Below are 18,943 nucleotides of genomic sequence, written 5' to 3'. Positions count from 1 at the left end.
GTCATGACTCAGCAGCAGCTTTCGGGCTATGCCCCGACCGCACCCGCGGCCCGCATGGAGAACCACGGCAGTGCGATGGTGAAGATCGCAATGCAGAGCGGCCAGGACGTCTTCTGCCGCACCGGTTCGATGGTCGCCTACGAGGGCTTCGTCCAGTACGAGCCGAACCCGCCGGCCGTCCGCCAGATGGCCTCCCAGTGGCTGACCGGCGAGGGCGCGCCCCTCATGAAGGCCAGTGGGGACGGCCTCCTCTACCTCGCCGACTACGGCGCGGACGTCGTGTGCCTGAACCTCAACGACGACGCGATCTCCGTGAACGGCACCAACCTGCTCGCCTTCGACGCGCACCTCCAGTGGGGCGTGCAGCGCGTCAAGGGGATGGCGAAGTTCGCCGGGCAGGGATTGTTCAACGTGGGGATCTCGGGGACCGGATGGGTCGCGCTGACGTCCCGCGGCACCCCGATCGTCGTCGACTGCGGTCGTGGTGAGGACGAGACCTACGTGGACCCCGACGCGCTCGTGGCCTGGTCGACGAATCTGAACGTGAAGGGCAAGCGCAGTTTCAAGGCGTCATCGATGATCGGGCGCGGCAGTGGCGAGGCGTACCAGCTCGGCTTCTCCGGCCAGGGCTTCGTGGTCGTACAGCCCAGCGAGGACAGCGCCGACCGGCTCCGGTCCCGGGGCTGAGGGGGAGGACTTACGTAACCATGCAGAGCCCGCTTTTCGCCTACACAGAGGCGCAGACGCAGGACCGGTACGCACTGCAGAACCCGCAGCTCCTGCGGGTCGCGCTGACCGGTCACGAGGACCTGCTCGCCCGTAAGGGCACGATGGTCGCCTATCAGGGGCTGCTCGAATTCGACGGGGAGTACCAGACCCCGAACCAGCGCCGGCAGCGCGCCAGGGCCGGTGAGGGCCTGGACCTGATGCGCGTGTCCGGGCAGGGCACGGTCTACCTGGCCAACCTCGCCCAGCACGTGCACCTCGTGGACGTCGACCACGACGGCCTGACCGTCGACAGCAACTACGTGCTCGCGCTGGACTCCACGCTCCACTGGGAGGTCATCTCCGTGGACAGCCAGTACGGCATCTCGGGCACCGGCAAGTACCAGCTCAACATCTCCGGGCAGGGCAAGGTCGCGCTGATGACCTCGGGCCAGCCGCTGATGATGCAGGTGACGCCCGACAAGTACGTGAACGCCGACGCGGACGCGGTGGTCGCCTGGGCCACCTCGCTGCGCGTCCAGATGCAGGCCCAGACGCACTCCTCGGGGGTGTGGCGGCGCCGCGGCAGCACCGGCGAGGGCTGGGAGCTCAGCTTCCTCGGGCAGGGCTACGCGCTCGTTCAGCCCAGCGAGCTGCTGCCCCCGCAGAACGCGGCCATCGGGCACGGCCTCGCGGCGCAGTACGGCATGGGCCAGCACGGCGCCCGCGGGCAGAATCAGGGCAACATCTTCACGAACTGACCGGGTTCACGACCCGACCGGATTCAGGAACCGACCGGACGCCGCCGGTCCGGATGCGCAGGGCGCCTCCGGACCGACAGGGCGCCCGCCAGGGACACGTGGGAGGGCCCGGCACCTTCCCGGCGCCGGGCCCTCTCGTGTCCCCTCAGAACCGCGCTCGTCGCCTCAGAGCAGCGCCCGGGTCCGTTCCACGAGCCGGACCACCGACTCGTCGGCCACGCCGGGCACCTCGTCGTACGGGAACCAGCGGAGGTCCAGCGACTCGTCGCTGATCGCCTCGGTGGCACCCTCGGGGGCCAGCGCGGCGTACTGCACGTCCAGGTGCCACGCGCACGGCGTGTGGTGGCGGTCCAGGCGCACCGGGCCGCCGGGCAGCAGCGTCAGGCCCCGGGCGATGCCGGACTCCTCACGCGCCTCGCGCAGCGCCGCGTCCGCCAGCGTCGCGTCCTCGGGCTCGCAGTGGCCGCCCATCTGCAGCCACATGCGCAGCTTCTTGTGCAGCGTGAGCAGCACCCGGCCGCGCGACGGGTCGACCACCAGGGCGCTCGCCGTGACGTGCCCGTCGCCGCAGGGCTTCCACATGCCGTCGGGGTGCGCGGCAAGGTGGTCCAGGTAGGCCAGGCGCAGCTGCTCCTGATCGGGCGCGTGCGCGGGCCACTCCTTCAGGACCCGCGCCGCGTCCTCATGAAGGCTCACGGTCACTTGCCGCCGTCGCCCTCGTCGCCGTCCTCACGCCCGGAAGCGTCACCCTCGGGGCGCTCGCCCTCGGCACCCTCGCGCTTGGTCAGGTCCGGCCGGCCGCCCTCGGCCGTGCCCTTCGCCGCCTCGCCGAGCATCTTGTCCAGTTCGGAGAAGTCCAGCTGCTCGCGGTGCACGAAGCCGTCCGGGTCGTCGAGGTCCTGCGCCGTGGGCAGCATGTCCGGGTGCGACCACAGGGCGTCCCGGCCCTCCAGGCCGCGCGCGTCCGTGAGCGAGGCCCACAGCCGCGAGGCGTCCCGCAGGCGCCGCGGACGCAGCTCCAGACCGATCAGGGTGGCGAAGGTCTGCTCGGCCGGGCCGCCGGTCGCCCGGCGCCGCCGCAACGTTTCTCGCAGCGCGTCGGCCGACGGGAGGTGCGGTGCCGCCGCGGCGTGCACGACCGCGTCCACCCAGCCCTCGACGAGCGCCAGCGCCGTCTCCAGACGGGCCAGCGCGGCCTTCTGCTCCGGGGTGTCCTCGGGCTGGAACATGCCCTGCTGAAGGGCGTCCTGCAGCTGCTCGGGGTGGGCCGGGTCGAGCTGGCCGACCGCGTCCTCCAGCTTGCTGGTGTCGACCTTGATGCCGCGCGCGTAGCCCTCGACCGCGCCGAAGAGGTGCGAGCGCAGCCACGGCACGTGGGCGAAGAGTCGCTGGTGGGCGGCCTCGCGCAGGGCCAGATACAGCCGCACCTCCTCGGGCGGCACGCCCAGGCCGGAGCCGAGCGCCTCGGCGTTGCCCGGCAGCAGCGCTGCCTTGCCGGCCGGTCCCAGCGGCAGCCCGACGTCCGTGGAGCCGACGACCTCGCCGGCCAGAGTGCCGAGCGCCTGCCCGATCTGCGTACCGAACATCGCGCCGCCCATGGAGCGCATCATCCCGAGCAGCGGGCCCGCCATGGCCTGCATCTCCTCGGGGAGCACATCGCCCATCGCCGCGCCGACCCGCGCGGCGACCGGGTCCACGAGCTCGCGCCACACCGGGAGGGTCTCCTCGACCCACTCCGCACGGCTCCAGGCCACCACGCTGCCCGCACCCGAGGGCAGCGACGTCACGCCGTCCAGCCACAGGTCGGCCAGGCGCACGGCCTCCTCGACCGCCGCCCGCTCACCGGGCGCGACGCTGGCGTCCTTGCTGCCGTCCGGGGCGCCCTGCGCCACCGTCTGCCGGGCGATGTCCTTGGCCATGTCCCAGTTCACCGGGCCGCCCTCGTACGAGAGCATCTGGCCGAGCTTCTGGAAGGCGGCTCCGAGGTCACCGGGGTTCATCTCGCCCCCGGGCCCGCCCATGCCGCCGAAGAGCGCCGCGAACGGGTTGTCCGCGCCGCCGCTCCCGCCGCCGAACCCGAACGGATTCGCGGGGCCCTGGCTACCTCCCTGGCCGCCCTTCTGCTTGCCGTTGTCGCCGTCCTCCGGCTCCTCCGGCGGAAGGCCGAATCCGAATGGGTTGTCACTCACGGGTTTCCTCGGCTCGTAGGGCCGCCGGCCCCGGGCCGACGGCGGCTGCCCGACATTCCCTTCCAGCCTAGAGGGTGCCCGGCCGTTCTCCGCGGCCACGGAGAAGACGGTCCGACGCCCCTGTGACACCCCGCGCCGCTGAGGGGCTCGGTGCTTGGCTGTCGGGGTGCCTGCGGCAGGATGGACGCACGCTGGTCCGTACGCGCCGGTGCGCATACGTACTGAAGACAACCGCTGGAGACGCCCGGTGAGTTCCCCAGATCCGACCGTTCGCGCAGCGCGAAACGACGCTGCCAGGCCCGAGAAGACGCCCGAGACGACCCTCGCCGCGGCAGGGGCACCGCAGCACCGCCCCGTCGTGGCGGTCACCGGCGCCGCGTCCGGGATCGGCACCCTGCTGACCCGCGCCCTGCTGGAATCGGACGAGGTCAAGCGGGTCGTGGCCATCGACGAGCGACGCGGGGACGAGGAGGGCGCCGACTGGCACGTACTGGACGTCCGCGACCCCGCCATCGCGGAGAAGCTCCGGGGCGCCGACGTCGTGGTGCACCTCGCGCTCGACCTCGACCTGGAGACCGATCCGGCCGCCCGCACCGCGTACAACGTGCGCGGCACCCAGACCGTCCTCACGGCGGCCGCCGCGGCCGGCGTGCACCGGGTCGTGCTGTGCACCTCGGCGATGGTCTACGGGGCGCTGCCCGACAACGACGTCCCGCTCTCCGAGGACGCCGAGCTGCGTGCCACCGCCGACGCCACGGGGGTCGGCGACCTCCTGGAGATCGAACGCCTCGCCCACCGGGCGCCGCGTGCGCACCCGGGACTGAACGTCACCGTGCTGCGCCCCACCGTCCTCGTGGGCGGCACCGACACGGCGCTCACCCGGTACTTCGAGTCGCCGCGCCTCCTGGTCGTCGCCGGTTCCCGCCCCACCTGGCAGTTCTGCCACGTGGAGGACCTGGTCAGCGCGCTGGAGTACGCGGCGCTGGAGAAGGTCGAGGGCGAACTCGCGGTCGGCTGTGACGGCTGGCTGGAGCAGGAGGAGGTCGAGGAGCTCACCGGCATCCGCCGCATGGAACTGCCCTCCTCGGTCGCCCTGGGGGCCGCGGCCCGGCTGCACCGCATCGGGCTCACGCCGTCGCCCGCCGGCGACCTGGCGTACACCATGCACCCGTGGGTGGTCAGCGGCAGCAGGCTGCACGAAGCGGGCTGGCGGCCGCGCTGGACCAATGAGGAGGTGCTCGCGGAGCTCCTGGAGGAGGTCGCCGGGCGGCACACCGTGGCCGGGCGCCGGCTGGGCCGCAAGGACGCCACCGCGGCCGGTGCCGCGGGCGCGACCGTCGCCCTCCTGGGCACCGCTGCCCTCGTGCGCCGCGCTCGTAAGGCCCGGCGGCGCCTCTGAGCGTGCCGGGCGCCGCCTCCGAAGCGGACGGCCGGCGACCCGCCCACGCCTCCCGGGCCCCGCACGCCCCGGACGTGCCGGGGACCGTACGGAAGCGGTGGCTCCCTCCGGACGGCGGGAAGGCGTCGTCCGTACTCGCCGTCCGTCCCCCTACGGTCTGGTAGGACCCTCCATACGGCGGTCCGTACACCAGGTGAAACAGCCATTCCCCAGCGCCGTGTCCGTGGGGCACGATGGGCGCATGTCAGGTACGAACCACCACCCGTCGACACATCCCGACCACCCCGGTGAGCAGGGGGTGGCGGATCCGGTCCGGCTGCTGGCCGTCCGGGACACGCCGCTGTCCGTGGACGAGGTCTTCGCCGCAGTGGGGGACGCCGCGTCCGGCGGGACCGCCCTGTTCGTCGGCACGGTCCGCTCGCACGACGGCGGCTCGGACGTCGACGGGCTCGGCTACTCCGCACACCCGTCGGCCGAGGCGGAGCTGCGCCGGGTCGCGGAGAAGGTGGCGGCGGACTTCCCGGTACGGGCGCTGGCCGCGGTCCACCGGGTGGGGGACCTGGCCATCGGAGACCTCGCGGTCGTCGTCGCGGTGTCCTGCGCGCATCGCGCGGAGGCCTTCGAGGCGTGCAGACGGCTGATCGACGACCTCAAGCACGAAGTACCGATCTGGAAGCACCAGACGTTTTCGGACGGGACAGAAGAATGGGTGGGCGCGTAAGCGCCGTCTCTTCTGGGGGGAGGTCGGGCGACGGGAGGGCGGGTCGGCGCGTAACCCCCCACTGTGGTCCGGGGCCCACGCCCCGAATGGCGTAAAGAAAGCGTGTAGGACGCATACATGGGGCGCACGGGGGCGGTGAGCTGTTCCTGAGTGGGTACGCGCTCTCCACGGGTGCCCCGCCGCAGTCGCCCGTTGATCAGCCGGACAGCCGACATCATCCTCCGGTTGCGTAACCCGCACCCGGGCGTGAGCGTTGAGCTGGCGGATGGTTAATCTGCTAATTCTTCGTTGCGGTTGTACAAGGGGTCGGGAGGCCGCTATGGGTGCGCTCCTCTGGTTGCTGATTCCGCTTCTCGCCGCGCTGGCTGCCACGGTGTGGAGCAGTTGGACGACGCGTAACCGCAAGGCCGGCGACGTCGCCGAGCTGGCCGGTTATGCCCGGTTCCGCGAAGCGATGGAGCGGTCCGAGGACGCGCGTCCACGGGAGCATTCGGACGCGGCCTGAGCCGCCGGGGCGAGCCGGGACCCGTACGGACGGCCCCGCGGGCCGCTTGTCATACTCGTCCCGTACTGTCGTTCCATGCCACGCCGGACCGCGACGCTCCTCGCCTCGACCCTCCTGCTGATCGCGCTGTTGTGCGCCGGGGTGCTGATCCCCGTGCCGTACGCGCAGATGACGCCGGGGCCGACGGTCAACACGCTGGGCGATCATGCCGGCGAGCCGGTGCTCCAGATCGAGGGCCGCAAGACGTATCCGACGACCGGTCATCTGAACATGACGACGGTCCGCGTCACCGGCCCCGACTACCGCATGAACCTCTTCGAGGCGGCGTACGGCTGGCTGGCCCACGACAACGCCGTGGTGCCGCACAAGACGCTCTACCCGGACGACCAGACCGCCGAGCAGGCCGACCAGGAGAACGCCGAGGAGTTCAGCCAGTCCCAGGAGAGCGCCAAGGTGGCGGCCCTGAAGGAGCTGCACATCCCGGTCGACACGCAGGTCGTGGTCGCCTCCGTCATGAAGGACACCCCGGCCGACGGCGCGCTGCACGCCGGTGACGTGATCAAGGCGGTGGACGGCAGGGCCGTGAAGCAGCCGACCGACGTCGCCGGGCTGGTCACGAAGCGCAAGCCGGGCGAGAAGGTCACCTTCACGCTGATCCCGGCCAAGGAGGCGGCCGCGGCGGAGAAGAAGGGCAAGAAGCCCACGGGCGGCCGTGACGTCTCGCTGACGACCAAGAAGGCCACCGACGGCCGGGCGATCGTCGGCATCCAGGCCGGGCTCGACCACACGTTCCCGTTCGACATCGACATCAAGCTCGCCGACGTGGGCGGTCCGAGCGCCGGCCTGATGTTCGCGCTCGGGATCGTCGACAAGCTCACGCCGGCCGATCTGACCGGTGGGAAGTTCGTGGCCGGTACGGGCACGATCGACGACAAGGGCGTGGTCGGGCCGATCGGCGGCATTTCCATGAAGATCGTCGCGGCCCGCGACAAGGGCGCCGAATACTTCCTGACGCCGAAGGACAACTGCGCGACCGCGGCCAAGGACACTCCGGACGGCCTCCGCCTCGTCAAGGTGAACACCATTCACGACGCGACGCGGGCTCTCGCGAAGATCCGGAAGGGCGACACCAAGGATCTGCCCAGCTGCACGCCGGCCGGGCGTTCCTGACGCCGGAACGGCCTCCGTAGCAGAGCGGGGCGCTCCCCCCCCCGGAGCGCCCCTACGGCATCCCCAAGCCCCCCCCGGCACGTTGGAGCCCCCCGGCGCTGGCCCCCCAAGGCCCCGACAGCGCCCCGCCCCCCCCCGGAGCGCCCCCGGAGCCGCTGCTTCTCTCTACTCCTCGAACGTCGCCGTCAATGCCTCGGCCAGACCCGGTACGAGGTCGGCGCCGGTGAGCACCTCGGCGGTGGAGTCCTTCTCGCGCAGCCGCAGCGCCGATTCGCGCCGGCCGTCCCGCAGCACCGCCACGGTCATCCGGACCTCCTGGCGATCGGGGTGCTCGGCGACCCACTTGGCGAGCTCGTCCTCGTCCATGCCGGCCGGCACGGATTCCTCGGCGGACGGCGGCAGCATCAGCCGCTCCACGGTCATGGCGCAGCCGGCCACCGCGTCGGGCCAGGCGATGGTGGCGAGGAACTCGTCGAGCGGCACGGTGGCGGGCACCTCGTCCTGCTCCACGGGGGTCAGGGAGGCGTCGGCGTTCTCGTCGATGCCCAGCTGGGCGGCGAGGGCGGGTTCCTGGTCGCGCAGGCGCGCGGTGTCCACAAGAGCGAAAAGTCGGGCGGGCTGGTCCCAGCCGATCCCGGCCGCGTACTCGTCGATTTCGAGCACGGCGCGGGTCAGCGGGTCGGCGGCGAGAGGGGTGCCGTCCACGGGGAGGTTGGTCATGTGGAATATCGTGCCCTGAACTTCCCGGAAAACGGGAACCGGGTAAAGCCTTAGTAAGTTGCAACAGTGGGTCCTACTATCACCGGGCCCGCTTCATACGACAGCGAACTTCGAGGTGCGCACCTTGGCTTTCCAGATGCCGGACCGCGGCTCAGGCCCATCGGGGCCACGGACGAGAGTGGGCCGCCCGTCCCGGCGGATGCGGACCGGGCTTTTGACCCTGGGCGTGCTGGCCGTGCTGGCCATGCTCTTCGTGATGTTCTCCGGGTTCTGGACCGACTGGCTGTGGTACCGCTCGGTGAGGTACTCCTCGGTCTTCACCACGACCCTGTGGACCAAGGTCGGGCTGTTCTTCTTCTTCGGCGTGCTGATGGCGGCGGCCATCGGGGTCAACGTCTGGCTGGCCCACCGGCTCCGCCCGCCCCTCAGCGCCATGTCGCTGGAGCAGCAGAGCCTGGACCGCTACCGGATGAGCATCGCGCCGTACAAGAAGTGGGTGCTGGTCGCGGTCACCGCGCTGGTCGGTCTGATCGCGGGTGCGTCCGCCTCCAGTCAGTGGCGCACCTGGCTCCAGTGGGTCAACGGTGTGCCGTTCGGCCAGAAGGACCCGCAGTTCGGCAAGGACATCTCCTTCTACTCCTTCGACCTGCCCTGGTTCCGCTTCCTGCTGAGCTTCGGCTTCGCGTGTGTGGTGCTGTGCCTGATCGCCGCGGCGCTCACGCACTACCTGTACGGCGGTCTGCGCGTCACGAGCCCGGGTTCGCGGGCCACGGCCGCGGCCACCGGCCATCTCTCGGTGCTGCTGGGCATCTTCGTGTCGCTGAAGGCGATCGCGTACTGGCTGGACCGGTACGGCCTCGCGGTGAAGTCCAGCGGGCTGAAGTCCGCCGAGGGCTGGACGGGCCTGCGGTACGTCGACGCGCACGCCTACCTGCCGGCGAAGACGATCCTGTTCTTCATCGCGGCGATCTGCGCCGTGCTCTTCTTCGCCACCCTCTGGCGGCGGACCTGGCAGCTGCCGGTCATCGGCTTCGGCCTGATGGTGCTCTCCGCCGTCCTCATCGGCGGGCTGTACCCGGCCATCGTGCAGAAGTTCCAGGTCCAGCCGAACGAGCAGGCCAAGGAAGCGCCGTACATCAAGGAGAACATCCAGGCCACCCGGGACGCCTACGGCATCGGCGGCTCCAAGGTCACCGGCTACAAGGGCGACTACAAGCCCACGGACAAGGCGGACAACGAGCGGCTGCGCGCCGACGCGGACACCACCGCGAGCATGCGCCTGCTGGACCCGAACGTCGTCTCGCCCACGTTCCAGCAGCAGCAACAGGTCCGCGGTTACTACCAGTTCCCCGCCACGCTCGACGTCGACCGGTACAAGGACGACAAGGGCAAGGAGCAGGACACGGTCATCGGCCTGCGCGAGCTGAACATCGCCGGCATCCCCGAGCGCAACTGGATCAACGACCACTTCAAGTACACCCACGGGTACGGCGCGGTCACCGCCAAGGGGACCGGCACGGTCAACGAGGGCGAGCCGGACTACACCGAGAAGAACCTCCCGGCCAAGGGCCACCTGGGCAAGTACGAGCAGCGCATCTACTACGGCGAGAAGACCTCGCAGTACTCCATCGTCGGGGGTCCGCAGAAGGAGCTGGACTACTCCGACGACAGCGGCGAGAAGAGCTACAGCTACACCGGCAAGAGCGGGGTGAACCTCGCCAACCCCGTCAACCGGGCGGCGTACGCCGTGGCCTTCGGCGAGCCCCAGATCCTGTACTCGGGCGCCATCGGCGACGGCTCGCGCATCCTGTACAACCGCACGCCCAAGGAGCGCGTGGAGTCGGTCGCGCCCTGGCTCACCATCGACGGTGACGCCTACCCGGCGGTGGTGGACGGCCGCATCAAGTGGATCGTGGACGCGTACACCACGAGCAACGGTTATCCGTACGCCTCCCGGACCACGCTCGGCGACACCACGGCGGACTCGCTGACCGACGGCCAGCGCGCGGTGGTGGCCCAGCAGAACCAGGTCAACTACATCCGCAACTCCGTGAAGGCGACGGTCGACGCGTACGACGGCTCCGTCAAGCTCTACCAGTGGGACAAGAAGGACCCGGTCCTGAAGACCTGGATGAAGGCCTTCCCCGGCACGGTCGAGTCGAAGTCGAAGATCAGCAACGATCTGATGGAGCACCTGCGGTATCCGCAGGACCTGTTCAAGGTGCAGCGTCAGCTGCTGACCACCTACCACGTCACCGACGCGAACACCTTCTACACCGGCAGCGAGCGCTGGCAGATCCCGAACGACCCGACGACCAAGTCGGCGACCGCGGTTCCGCCGTACTACCTCAGCATGAAGATGCCGGACCAGAAGAACCAGACGTTCTCGCTGACGACGACGTTCACGCCGAACAAGCGGGACAACCTGGGCGCCTTCATGGCGGTCGACGCCAACGCCAAGAGTCCGGACTACGGGAAGATCAGAATCCTCAAACTCCCGTCCGAGACCACGGTCCCGGGTCCGCAGCAGGTGCAGTCGAAGTTCAACTCCGACGACACGGTGGCCAAGACGCTCAACATCCTCAAGAAGGGCGACTCGGAGATCGAGTACGGCAACCTGCTCACCGTCCCCCTGGACGGCGGCCTGCTGTACGTCGAGCCGGTCTATCTGAGGGGCGCGGGCACGAACTACCCGCTGCTGAAGAAGGTGCTCGTCAGCTACGGCAACAAGGCGGCCTTCGAGAACAGCCTCGGCGAGGCGCTGGACGTGGTGTTCGGCAAGAAGGCGCCGAACATCGGTGACGACGGCGAGGAGGACACCACCACGCCGCCGGACGAGGGCAGTACGACCCCGCCCTCGGACCAGTCGGTGCAGGACGCGCTGGACGACGCGCAGCAGGCCTACGAGGACGGCGAGAAGGCCCGCGTGGAAGGCGACTGGAGCGGCTACGGCGAGGCGCAGGAGAAGCTGAAGGCCGCGCTGGACCGGGCGGCCGCCGCCGAGAAGAAGGCGGGCGAGAAGGCCGGTTCGTCGGACAAGGGCGGCTCGGACAAGGGGGACAAGCAGGGCGGCTGACCGCGGATTATGGCTGCGACTCCGCGCCGTGGTACCTTAAATACACAACGGCGCGGGGTGGAGCAGCTCGGTAGCTCGCTGGGCTCATAACCCAGAGGTCGCAGGTTCAAATCCTGTCCCCGCTACTGAAGACGAAGGCCCGGATCCTCAGGATCCGGGCCTTCGTCATGTGTGGCGTCACATATATGCGCGTTAAACCACTCGCATTGGGGAGACTCGTCTTCCGAGCGTTTGGCATGTCGTCGTGTCGGGAAGTCGACAAAACGCTGTAGTGACCTCACTGGCTGCGGTATACCAGGTGTACCCGGGCTTCGGGTGGTGCGACGATGGCCCTTATGGGGGACAAGGCAAGGTTGTTGGAGACAGGACCGTTTGTGCATGCGCCCGACGACGGGCGCGAATCCGAGCTGCCGCCGGTCGCGGACGACGCGACGGACGCGGCCGAGACCGCCGAGCCGCCCGAGGCCGCCGAGGTCCTGGACGAGGTGGGGCACCGCAAGGCGGCCGCCGCCGGCGATCCGGCAGCGGCGAGCATGCTCGGCGCGATGCTGCTGCGGCGCGGCGATCTGGACGGTGCCGAACCGTGCCTGCGTACCGCCACCGTCGCGGGCGACCGGGCCGCGGCCAACAACCTCGGAGTCCTGCTGCACCAGCGCGGTTATGCCGACGAGGCGGCCGGCTGGTGGCGCATCGCCGCCGTGGCCGGCTCCGCCGCCGCGGCGCACGCGCTGGGCCGCCACTACCGCGAGCGCGGCGACGAACCCGCCGCCGAGTACTGGCTGCGCCAGGCCGCGGAGTCCGGCCACTGCCTGGGCGCTTACGCGCTGGCCGACCTGCTGGACCACCGTGGCGAGGAGGGCGCCGAGCAGTGGTTCGTGGCCGCCGCCGAACACGGCCACCGCGAAGCGGCGTACCGCCTCGCGCGCATCCTCGACGAGCGGGAGGCCGACGGCTCCGCGTACGGCGAGCACGCCGAACCGCGCGCTGCAGCCGAACAGTGGTACCGCCAGGCCGCGGCCCGCGGTCACCGCAGGGCGGCGCTGCACCTCGGCACGCTCCTGGAGGAGCGCGGCGAGCTGAAGGAGGCCGGGCGCTGGTACCTCATCGCGGCCAAGGACGGCGAGCCGCGCGCCGCGTGCGCGCTCGGCTTCCTGCTCAAGGACGCGGGCGACGAGGAGAGCGCCGCCGAGTGGTGGCGCCGGGCGGCCCAGGAGGGCGACGGCAACGCCGCCAACGCGCTGGGCGCGCTGCACGCCGACCGCGGCGAGCTGCAGACCGCCGAGCGGTGGTACCGCGCGGCGCTGGAGGCCGGCGACGTCAACGGCGCGTACAACATCGGCCTGCTCTGCGCCCAGCAGGGCAGCGACGGTCGCAGCGAGCAGTGGTACCGCCGGGCCGCCTACGCGGGTCACCGGGAGGCGTCCAACGCGCTCGCCGTGCTGCTCCTGCAGCGCGGTGACGCGTCCGGCGCCGAGCCGTGGTTCTCCAAGGCGGCCGAGGCCGGCAGCGTGGACGCCGCGTTCAACCTCGGCATCCTGCACGCGGGCCGGGGCGCGGAGCGCACCTCCCGCAAGTGGTACGAGCGGGCCGCCGATGCCGGGCACACCGAGGCGGCGCTGCAGGCGGCCATCTCCTTCCTCCGGGAAGGTGAGTGGCAGGACGCCGAGCGGCACCTGCGGCGGGCCGCGGGCGCGGGCAGCACCGAGGCGGCCTACCGGCTCGCCGCGCTGCTGGACCGCGAGGCACGCGGCCCGGAGGAGTCCGGTGGCGAGAGCGAGGAGTGGTACGAGCGCGCCGCCGAGCAGGGGCACCGCGGTGCCCAGGTGCGGATGGGCATGCTCGCCGCGTCCCGGGGCGACGCGGTGGCGGCCGCCGACTGGTACCGCGCGGCGGCCGAGGCCGGCAGCCGTAACGCGGCCTTCAACCTCGGGCTGCTGCTGGCGCGCGAGGGCAGTCTCCCGGAGGCCGCCCTGTGGTGGACGCGGGCAGCCGAGGCCGGGCACGGCCGCGCGGCGCTGCGCCTCGCGCTGCTTGCGGCCCGCCGGGGCGCGCTCGCGGAGAGCCAGCGGTGGTGCGCGCGGGCGGTGGAGCTGGGGCCGCCGGAGGTCACCCAGCGTGCCTCGCGGCTGAGTGACGCCCTCAAGGAGGAGCTGAGCGCATGAGGTCCGGCCGGCTGCGGAAGGCCGGCCGGACACCCGGTGCGCGGGGCGCCGGGAAATGAATTTGCGCTGGTCGTCGGCTTGGGGTTAGAGTTGTGAACACAACGGCGCGGGGTGGAGCAGCTCGGTAGCTCGCTGGGCTCATAACCCAGAGGTCGCAGGTTCAAATCCTGTCCCCGCTACTGAAGACGAAGGCCCGGATCTCAGGATCCGGGCCTTCGTCATATGTGCGTGTGCGGTCACGGGCGGTGGCCGACCGCCTCTGCATAGAGGGCGCGGTCCACGAGCCGGTTCTCCGGGACCGGTGTCCCCTCGGTGACCCCCGCGTCGCGGTAGGCGCGCTGCAGCCGGTCCGCCGTGCCCTTGCGGATCTCCCAGTCCATCCGCAGCGACGGCACCGCCGTCAGGACGTCCGCTTCGACCTTCAGCAGCTTCGCCAGCTCCGCGACGAACTTCCGGTCGGCCTTGTAGTCGCCACGGAAGTAGGTGTTGACGGTTCGGATGTACGCGCGGAGGAAGGCGACGCCGGCGTCCGGGTCGCGCTGCAGCAGGTTCGGGCCGTAGAGGGCGCCGCCGAGCGGTTCGCCCTGCGGCTGGCCGCCGAGGAACGCGTACCTCTTGTCGTGGTCGACCGTCCGCCAGACCGGGTCCAGCAGCCAGGCGGCGTCGACACCGCCGCCGGTGAGCGCGGTCAGCACGTCCGCGGAGCCGAGCTGCTGGAAGGTGACGGAGTCCATGCGGGCGCCGTGCCGGGCGAAGGACCGGTCCATCGGGTACATGATCACGGAGCCCTTGCCGATCATCGTGCCGAGGCTCGCGTTCTTCAGGGACGCCGAGCGGGCGGTCTCGCCCTTGCGGAGGCGGATCCACAGGCCGCTCTTGGAGCGGGGGTCGGGCGAGAAGTTCCCGGCGACCCAGCGGATGTCGAAGCCGCCGGCGATGCCGTTGACGACGGCGGCCTCCGGCGCCGCCCACAGCACGTCCACGTCGCCCTTGGCGAGCAGCGGCAGCGCCTCGGGCGTGGGCAGCACCTTCAGGTGGACGTCCAGGCCCTCCTTGGCGAACTCGCCCTTGGCCAGCGCCATTCGTACGGGCGCGACGTACTCGGCGTTCAAAGTGCCGGTGGCGAGGGTGAGCGACCGCCGCTTCTTCAGGGGGCGGGCGGCCGGCGCTCCCTTGTCGCACCGGGCCGGTGCGCGGTCCGCCGCCAGGTCGGCGGGGTCGGTCCAGGCGCCCGCGCCGCAGCCGGCGACGGGCTTGACCGGCCGGGGCTTCGTGGCCGCTGCGGGGGGGCTCCTGTGCGGTGCAGCCGGCGGACAGGACGAGCGCTGCGGTCAGCGCGGCGAGCGCGGTGGTGCGGCGACGCATGGGGCCTCCGTACGCGAAGAGGGCTACGGGCTCAGCTCTGGGAACGGCCGCGGTCGCGCGGCGCCCAGGGGGTGAGGAGGCGGCCGGCCAGCCGCACCAGCTCGGAGAAGAGCACGCCGAGAACGGCGACGCAGACGATCCCGACGAACATCACGTCGTTCTGGAACAGGGCGCGCGAGTCGAAGATCAGATGGCCGAGACCGTCCGCGGCAGCGATCTGCTCCGAGGCCACGATCACCAGGACCGCGACGCCGGCCGCGATCCGGGCCCCGACCAGTACGGCGGGCAGTGAGGCGGGCAGCAGTACGTGCCGGAACATCTGCCAGGCGCTCGCGCCGAAGACCCGTCCGGCGTCGCGGTGCCCGGCCGGCACGGCCAGCACCGCCGCCATGGTGGAGATCCATACGAAGAAGAAGACGGTGGCCGCGACCAGCGCGATCTGCGGCCCCTCGCCGAGCCCGAACATGTTGAGGAAGACCGGCAGCAGGGCCAGCTTCGGCACCACGTACAGGGCGTCCAGCAGCGGTTCCAGGGCGGCGCGCACGAGGGCGAGTGAGCCCATCAGGAGGCCGAGCGCGTAGCCCGAGACGGTCCCGATGGCATAGCCCGCGAGGACCCGTTGGAGCGTGGCCCACACGTCCGGCCACAGCGCTCCGGCCAGCGCCCGGTCCCAGCCGTCGGCCAGGATCGTGGTGGGCGCCGGGTAGATCCGGGCGTCGATCCAGCCGCTCGTCGCGGCCAGCTGCCACAGCAGCACCAGGACGGCCGGGACGGCGAGCGCCAGACCGGTTTCCAGGGCGCGGCGCCGCCGGTGGGCGCGGCGCGGCTGGAGTTCGCGCGGGCCGGGCCGGCGTACGAGGACGGTCTCGCGGGGCGCGGCGCGGTCGGTGAGCGTCATGCGCGCACCTCCGGCGTGCGGGAGCGGCCGTCCACCTCACAGCGCAGCAGTTCCCACAGTTCGGCCTTGAGCGCGGTGAACTCCGGTGCGCCGCGGACCGCTCCGCTTCGGGGGCGGCCGAAGGGCGGGCGGCGCTCGGCGATGATCCGGCCGGGCCGCGCCGACATCACCAGGACCCGGTCGCCGAGGACGAGGGCCTCTTCGAGGCTGTGCGTGATGAAGAGCGTCGTCGTGTGCGTGTGCTGGGTGAGGTCCAGCAGCTCGTCCTGGAGGATCGTGCGCAGCTGGGCGTCCAGGGCGGCGAACGGCTCGTCCATGAGCAGGATCTCGGGCTCCACGGCGAGCGCCCGGGCGATGGCCACGCGCTGGCGCATGCCGCCGGAGAGGGCGGCCGGGTAGGCGTCGGCGAATTCGGCGAGCCCCATCCTGGCCAGCCAGGAGCGCGCCCGGGCGTCGGCCTCCTTGCGGGGCACGCGTTGGACGTCCAGGCCGAAGCGGACGTTGGCCAGTACGGACTTCCAGTCGTAGATGCCGTAGTCCTGGAAGATCATCGCGGCCGGGCGGGGGCCGGCGGCGCGGATCTCCAGCTCACCGGTGCCGGGTCGGAGCAGCCCCGCGGCGATCCGCAGCAGGGTGGACTTGCCGCAGCCCGAGGGGCCCACGAGGCAGACGAACTCGCCCGGCGCGACATCGAGGTCGAGCGGGCCGAGGGCGGTGAGCGCCTTGCGGCCGCGCCCGAAGGAGCGGCCGAGCGACCGGGCACGGAGGGCGGGCGGGGGCTGCGTCCCGGTGACGGCCGGGCGCGGGACGGCGGACGGGGGCGGCGGGTGCGGCTCTCCCACGGTGTGCTCCTCGCGGATGCGGGCGGGCTGCCGCGGCGGTCCCGGGCAGCCGTGGGGGTGGCGCGGCGCACGATATGACGATCCGTCAGAAACAGGAAGAGGCGTGCGGGCGTACGCCGGGCCGGCCGGGGCGAGGGAGGTCGGCGGCCGCCGGCGGTCGGCCGAAAATCGCTGGTCGGCGACCCCGTCGGGAGGGTGGCATGCCGAAAAGCCCGCCGCGGGAGGCGGCGGGCTGAAAGGGTCGGTGAGGGGAGATCGAGGGGGGTGCCGCGGTGGCTCGGGTGTCAGGCGCTCGCGCAGTTCGGGCAGACGCCGCGGTAGGTGACCGAGACCTCCGAGACCGCGAAGCCGAATCGTTCCGGCTCGGGGAGGGCCGCCAGTGGATCGCTCGCGATGCGCACGTCACGGATCGTGCCGCACTGCGAGCAGACGAGGTGGTGGTGGTCGTGGTGGGCGTTGGGGTCGTACCGCTTGGCGCGGCCGTCCGTGCTCACCTCCAGCACCTCGCCGAGCGAGACGAGCTCGCCGAGCGTGTTGTAGACGGTGGCGCGGGAGATCTCCGGCAGGCGCTCGGACGCCCGCGCGTGCACCTCGTCGGCGGTGTAGTGGACGTGGTCCCCGTCCAGGACCTCGGCGACGACGCGGCGCTGTGCGGTCAGCCGCCAGCCGCGTCCCCGGAGTCGTTCGAGCAGGTCACTCATCACAATCACCCATCAGTCAGATATGAGCCAGAGTACCAGCGGTGTCCATCACCGGAACGCGTATGGGTTTCGCATCCTTCTTGACTTAGACATTGTCCAATGTAGGATCGAGTACGGCGCAAGCCAAGGGCAGGTATTTACACAGGAGGCGCACGTGTCGGTAGAAAGCACCACGGGACCGCTGACCACGGAGTCCGGTGCTCCGGTCGCGGACAACCAGAACAGCGAGACGGCCGGCATCGGCGGCCCCGGTCTGATCCAGGACCAGCTGCTGATCGAGAAGCTCGCACACTTCAACCGTGAGCGGATCCCGGAGCGGATCGTGCACGCCCGCGGCGCCGGCGCGTACGGCACCTTCACCGTCACCGCCGATGTGACCAAGTACACCCGCGCGAAGTTCCTCTCCGAGGTCGGCAAGCAGACCGAGACGTTCCTGCGCTTCTCGACCGTCGCGGGCAACCTCGGTTCGGCGGACGCGGTGCGTGACCCCCGCGGCTTCGCGCTGAAGTTCTACACCGAAGACGGCAACTACGACCTCGTCGGCAACAACACCCCGGTGTTCTTCATCAAGGACGCCATCAAGTTCCCCGACTTCATCCACACCCAGAAGCGCGACCCGTACACCGGCTCGCAGGAGGCGGACAACGTCTGGGACTTCTGGGGTCTGTCGCCGGAGTCGACGCACCAGGTGACCTGGCTGTTCGGCGACCGCGGCATCCCCGCCTCGTACCGCCACATGGACGGCTTCGGCTCGCACACCTTCCAGTGGAACAACGAGGCCGGCGAGGCCTTCTGGGTCAAGTACCACTTCAAGACCGACCAGGGCATCAAGACCCTGACCAGCGAAGAGGCCGCCAAGCTCGCGGGCGAGGACCCCGACAGCCACCAGCGCGACCTGCGTGAGTCGATCGAGCGCGGCGACTTCCCGAGCTGGACCGTCGGCGTGCAGATCATGCCCGTCGCCGAGGCCGCGAACTACCGCTTCAACCCGTTCGACCTCACCAAGGTGTGGCCGCACGCGGACTACCCGGTCATCGAGATCGGCAAGCTGGAGCTGAACCGCAACCCGCAGAACATCTTCGCCGAGGTCGAGCAGTCGATCTTCTCCCCGCATCACTTCGTGCCGGGCATCGGCCCCTCGCCCGACAAGATGCTGCAGGGCCGCCTCTTCGCGTACGGCGACGCCCACCGGTACCGCGTCGGCATCAACGCCGACCACCTGCCGGTGAACCGCCCGCACGCCACCGAGGCACGCAGCCACGGCCGGGACGGCGCGCTCTACGACGGCCGGCACGGCGGCCAGAAGAACTACGAGCCGAACAGCTTCGGCGGCCCGGCCGAGACCGGCCGCGCGTTGTGGCAGCCGCTCCCGGTCGCCGGCGCCACCGGCGAGGCGGCGGCCCCCTCGCACGCCGAGGACGACGACTTCGTGCAGGCGGGCAACCTCTACCGCCTGATGACGGAGGAGGAGAAGGGCCGCCTGATCGACAACCTCGCGGGCTTCATCTCGAAGGTCTCGCGCGACGACATCGCGCAGCGCGCCATCGAGAACTTCCGCAAGGCGGACGCGGACTACGGCAAGCGACTGGAGGCCGCGGTCCAGGCCCTGCGCGGCTGACCGGCCGCTTTCGCGGACCGCGTCGTCCGGGGCCCCTTCACCCCGGAGAGAGGAGGGGGGGCCCCCCCCCGGGGGGGGGGGGCCCCCGCCGGACGGGGGGGGGGGGCGCGG

General features: G+C 71.3%; 16 protein-coding genes and 2 tRNA genes. 11 read left to right on the top strand and 7 right to left on the bottom strand.

Annotated elements, in window-relative coordinates:
• The first annotated feature begins 3 nt into the window (after positions 1–3).
• Complete coding sequence (locus ACIGQF_RS32470) at positions 4–687, top strand: AIM24 family protein (protein WP_399717775.1); 684 nt, start codon at positions 4–6, stop codon at positions 685–687.
• Between the two features lie 20 nt (positions 688–707).
• Complete coding sequence (locus ACIGQF_RS32465; RefSeq protein WP_399717772.1) at positions 708–1,466, top strand: AIM24 family protein; 759 nt, start codon at positions 708–710, stop codon at positions 1,464–1,466.
• Positions 1,467–1,631: 165 nt separating this feature from the next.
• On the opposite strand, the gene ACIGQF_RS32460 is transcribed toward ACIGQF_RS32465, so the two are convergent.
• The gene (locus ACIGQF_RS32460) at positions 1,632–2,162 is read right to left on the bottom strand and encodes an NUDIX hydrolase (RefSeq protein ID WP_399717769.1); all 531 of its coding nucleotides are present in this window, start codon (positions 2,160–2,162) and stop codon (positions 1,632–1,634) included.
• Positions 2,163–2,164: 2 nt separating this feature from the next.
• On the bottom strand, positions 2,165–3,655 hold the full coding sequence (locus ACIGQF_RS32455; protein WP_399717766.1) for a zinc-dependent metalloprotease: 1,491 nt from the start codon (positions 3,653–3,655) through the stop codon (positions 2,165–2,167).
• 247 nt (positions 3,656–3,902) lie between these two features.
• Between ACIGQF_RS32455 and ACIGQF_RS32450 the strand changes: the two genes are divergently transcribed.
• From ACIGQF_RS32450 to ACIGQF_RS32435, 4 genes are all read left to right on the top strand, one after another.
• Entirely contained in the window at positions 3,903–5,054 is a 1,152-nt protein-coding gene (locus ACIGQF_RS32450; RefSeq protein WP_362208445.1) for an SDR family oxidoreductase, read from the top strand.
• A 241-nt stretch (positions 5,055–5,295) separates the two neighbouring features.
• On the top strand, positions 5,296–5,775 hold the full coding sequence (locus tag ACIGQF_RS32445) for a molybdenum cofactor biosynthesis protein MoaE (protein ID WP_399717763.1): 480 nt from the start codon (positions 5,296–5,298) through the stop codon (positions 5,773–5,775).
• Between the two features lie 319 nt (positions 5,776–6,094).
• The gene (locus ACIGQF_RS32440) at positions 6,095–6,280 is read left to right on the top strand and encodes a hypothetical protein (RefSeq protein WP_361563923.1); all 186 of its coding nucleotides are present in this window, start codon (positions 6,095–6,097) and stop codon (positions 6,278–6,280) included.
• Positions 6,281–6,355: 75 nt separating this feature from the next.
• Positions 6,356–7,450, top strand: coding sequence for a PDZ domain-containing protein (locus ACIGQF_RS32435; protein WP_399717761.1), 1,095 nt, complete (start codon positions 6,356–6,358; stop codon positions 7,448–7,450).
• A gap of 165 nt (positions 7,451–7,615) precedes the next feature.
• Here the strand turns inward: ACIGQF_RS32435 and ACIGQF_RS32430 are convergent, their stop codons facing one another.
• Positions 7,616–8,170: a PPA1309 family protein gene (locus ACIGQF_RS32430; RefSeq protein ID WP_361563929.1), complete on the bottom strand. Its 555-nt coding sequence runs from the start codon at positions 8,168–8,170 to the stop codon at positions 7,616–7,618.
• Positions 8,171–8,306: 136 nt separating this feature from the next.
• On the opposite strand from ACIGQF_RS32430, the gene ACIGQF_RS32425 reads away from it, so the two are divergent.
• From ACIGQF_RS32425 to ACIGQF_RS32410, 4 genes are all read left to right on the top strand, one after another.
• A complete protein-coding gene (locus tag ACIGQF_RS32425) occupies positions 8,307–11,246 on the top strand; it encodes a UPF0182 family protein (RefSeq protein WP_399718052.1) in 2,940 nt (979 codons plus the stop codon).
• A 51-nt stretch (positions 11,247–11,297) separates the two neighbouring features.
• Positions 11,298–11,371 (top strand) — tRNA-Met (locus tag ACIGQF_RS32420).
• A gap of 201 nt (positions 11,372–11,572) precedes the next feature.
• Positions 11,573–13,408 carry a tetratricopeptide repeat protein gene (locus ACIGQF_RS32415; protein ID WP_399717758.1) on the top strand — a complete coding sequence of 612 codons (1,836 nt, stop codon included), beginning with the start codon at positions 11,573–11,575 and terminating at the stop codon, positions 13,406–13,408.
• Between the two features lie 105 nt (positions 13,409–13,513).
• A tRNA-Met gene (locus ACIGQF_RS32410) sits at positions 13,514–13,587 on the top strand.
• A 57-nt stretch (positions 13,588–13,644) separates the two neighbouring features.
• Here the strand turns inward: ACIGQF_RS32410 and ACIGQF_RS32405 are convergent.
• The 4 genes from ACIGQF_RS32405 to ACIGQF_RS32390 form a co-directional block, all read right to left on the bottom strand.
• Entirely contained in the window at positions 13,645–14,520 is an 876-nt protein-coding gene (locus ACIGQF_RS32405) for an ABC transporter substrate-binding protein (RefSeq protein WP_399717756.1), read from the bottom strand.
• A gap of 284 nt (positions 14,521–14,804) precedes the next feature.
• Positions 14,805–15,671, bottom strand: a complete 867-nt coding sequence (locus ACIGQF_RS32400; RefSeq protein ID WP_399717753.1) for an ABC transporter permease — start codon at positions 15,669–15,671, stop codon at positions 14,805–14,807.
• Positions 15,668–16,513, bottom strand: coding sequence for an ABC transporter ATP-binding protein (locus tag ACIGQF_RS32395; protein ID WP_399717749.1), 846 nt, complete (start codon positions 16,511–16,513; stop codon positions 15,668–15,670). Before ACIGQF_RS32395 ends, ACIGQF_RS32400 begins: the two co-directional genes overlap by 4 nt.
• A 284-nt stretch (positions 16,514–16,797) precedes the next feature.
• Positions 16,798–17,214: a Fur family transcriptional regulator gene (locus ACIGQF_RS32390; RefSeq protein WP_399717747.1), complete on the bottom strand. Its 417-nt coding sequence runs from the start codon at positions 17,212–17,214 to the stop codon at positions 16,798–16,800.
• Positions 17,215–17,368: 154 nt separating this feature from the next.
• On the opposite strand from ACIGQF_RS32390, the gene ACIGQF_RS32385 reads away from it, so the two are divergent.
• The gene (locus tag ACIGQF_RS32385) at positions 17,369–18,832 is read left to right on the top strand and encodes a catalase (protein WP_399717744.1); all 1,464 of its coding nucleotides are present in this window, start codon (positions 17,369–17,371) and stop codon (positions 18,830–18,832) included.
• The last annotated feature ends 111 nt before the right edge of the window (positions 18,833–18,943 follow it).

The sequence above is a fragment of the Streptomyces sp. NPDC053560 genome (assembly GCF_044544605.1).
GTDB lineage: Bacteria > Actinomycetota > Actinomycetes > Streptomycetales > Streptomycetaceae > Streptomyces.
This window is presented reverse-complemented; position numbering and strand designations above follow the sequence as displayed.

Bases quoted from the DNA above. Each gene is read 5' to 3' on its own strand.
- ACIGQF_RS32470 (WP_399717775.1), top strand. From the start codon at position 4: ATGACTCAGCAGCAGCTTTCGGGCTATGCCCCGACCGCACCCGCGGCC.
- ACIGQF_RS32465 (WP_399717772.1), top strand. From the start codon at position 708: ATGCAGAGCCCGCTTTTCGCCTACACAGAGGCGCAGACGCAGGACCGG.
- ACIGQF_RS32445 (WP_399717763.1), top strand. From the start codon at position 5,296: ATGTCAGGTACGAACCACCACCCGTCGACACATCCCGACCACCCCGGT.
- ACIGQF_RS32440 (WP_361563923.1), top strand. From the start codon at position 6,095: ATGGGTGCGCTCCTCTGGTTGCTGATTCCGCTTCTCGCCGCGCTGGCT.
- ACIGQF_RS32435 (WP_399717761.1), top strand. From the start codon at position 6,356: ATGCCACGCCGGACCGCGACGCTCCTCGCCTCGACCCTCCTGCTGATC.
- ACIGQF_RS32430 (WP_361563929.1), bottom strand. From the start codon at position 8,170: ATGACCAACCTCCCCGTGGACGGCACCCCTCTCGCCGCCGACCCGCTG.
- ACIGQF_RS32425 (WP_399718052.1), top strand. From the start codon at position 8,307: ATGCCGGACCGCGGCTCAGGCCCATCGGGGCCACGGACGAGAGTGGGC.
- ACIGQF_RS32415 (WP_399717758.1), top strand. From the start codon at position 11,573: ATGGCCCTTATGGGGGACAAGGCAAGGTTGTTGGAGACAGGACCGTTT.
- ACIGQF_RS32400 (WP_399717753.1), bottom strand. From the start codon at position 15,671: ATGACGCTCACCGACCGCGCCGCGCCCCGCGAGACCGTCCTCGTACGC.
- ACIGQF_RS32390 (WP_399717747.1), bottom strand. From the start codon at position 17,214: ATGAGTGACCTGCTCGAACGACTCCGGGGACGCGGCTGGCGGCTGACC.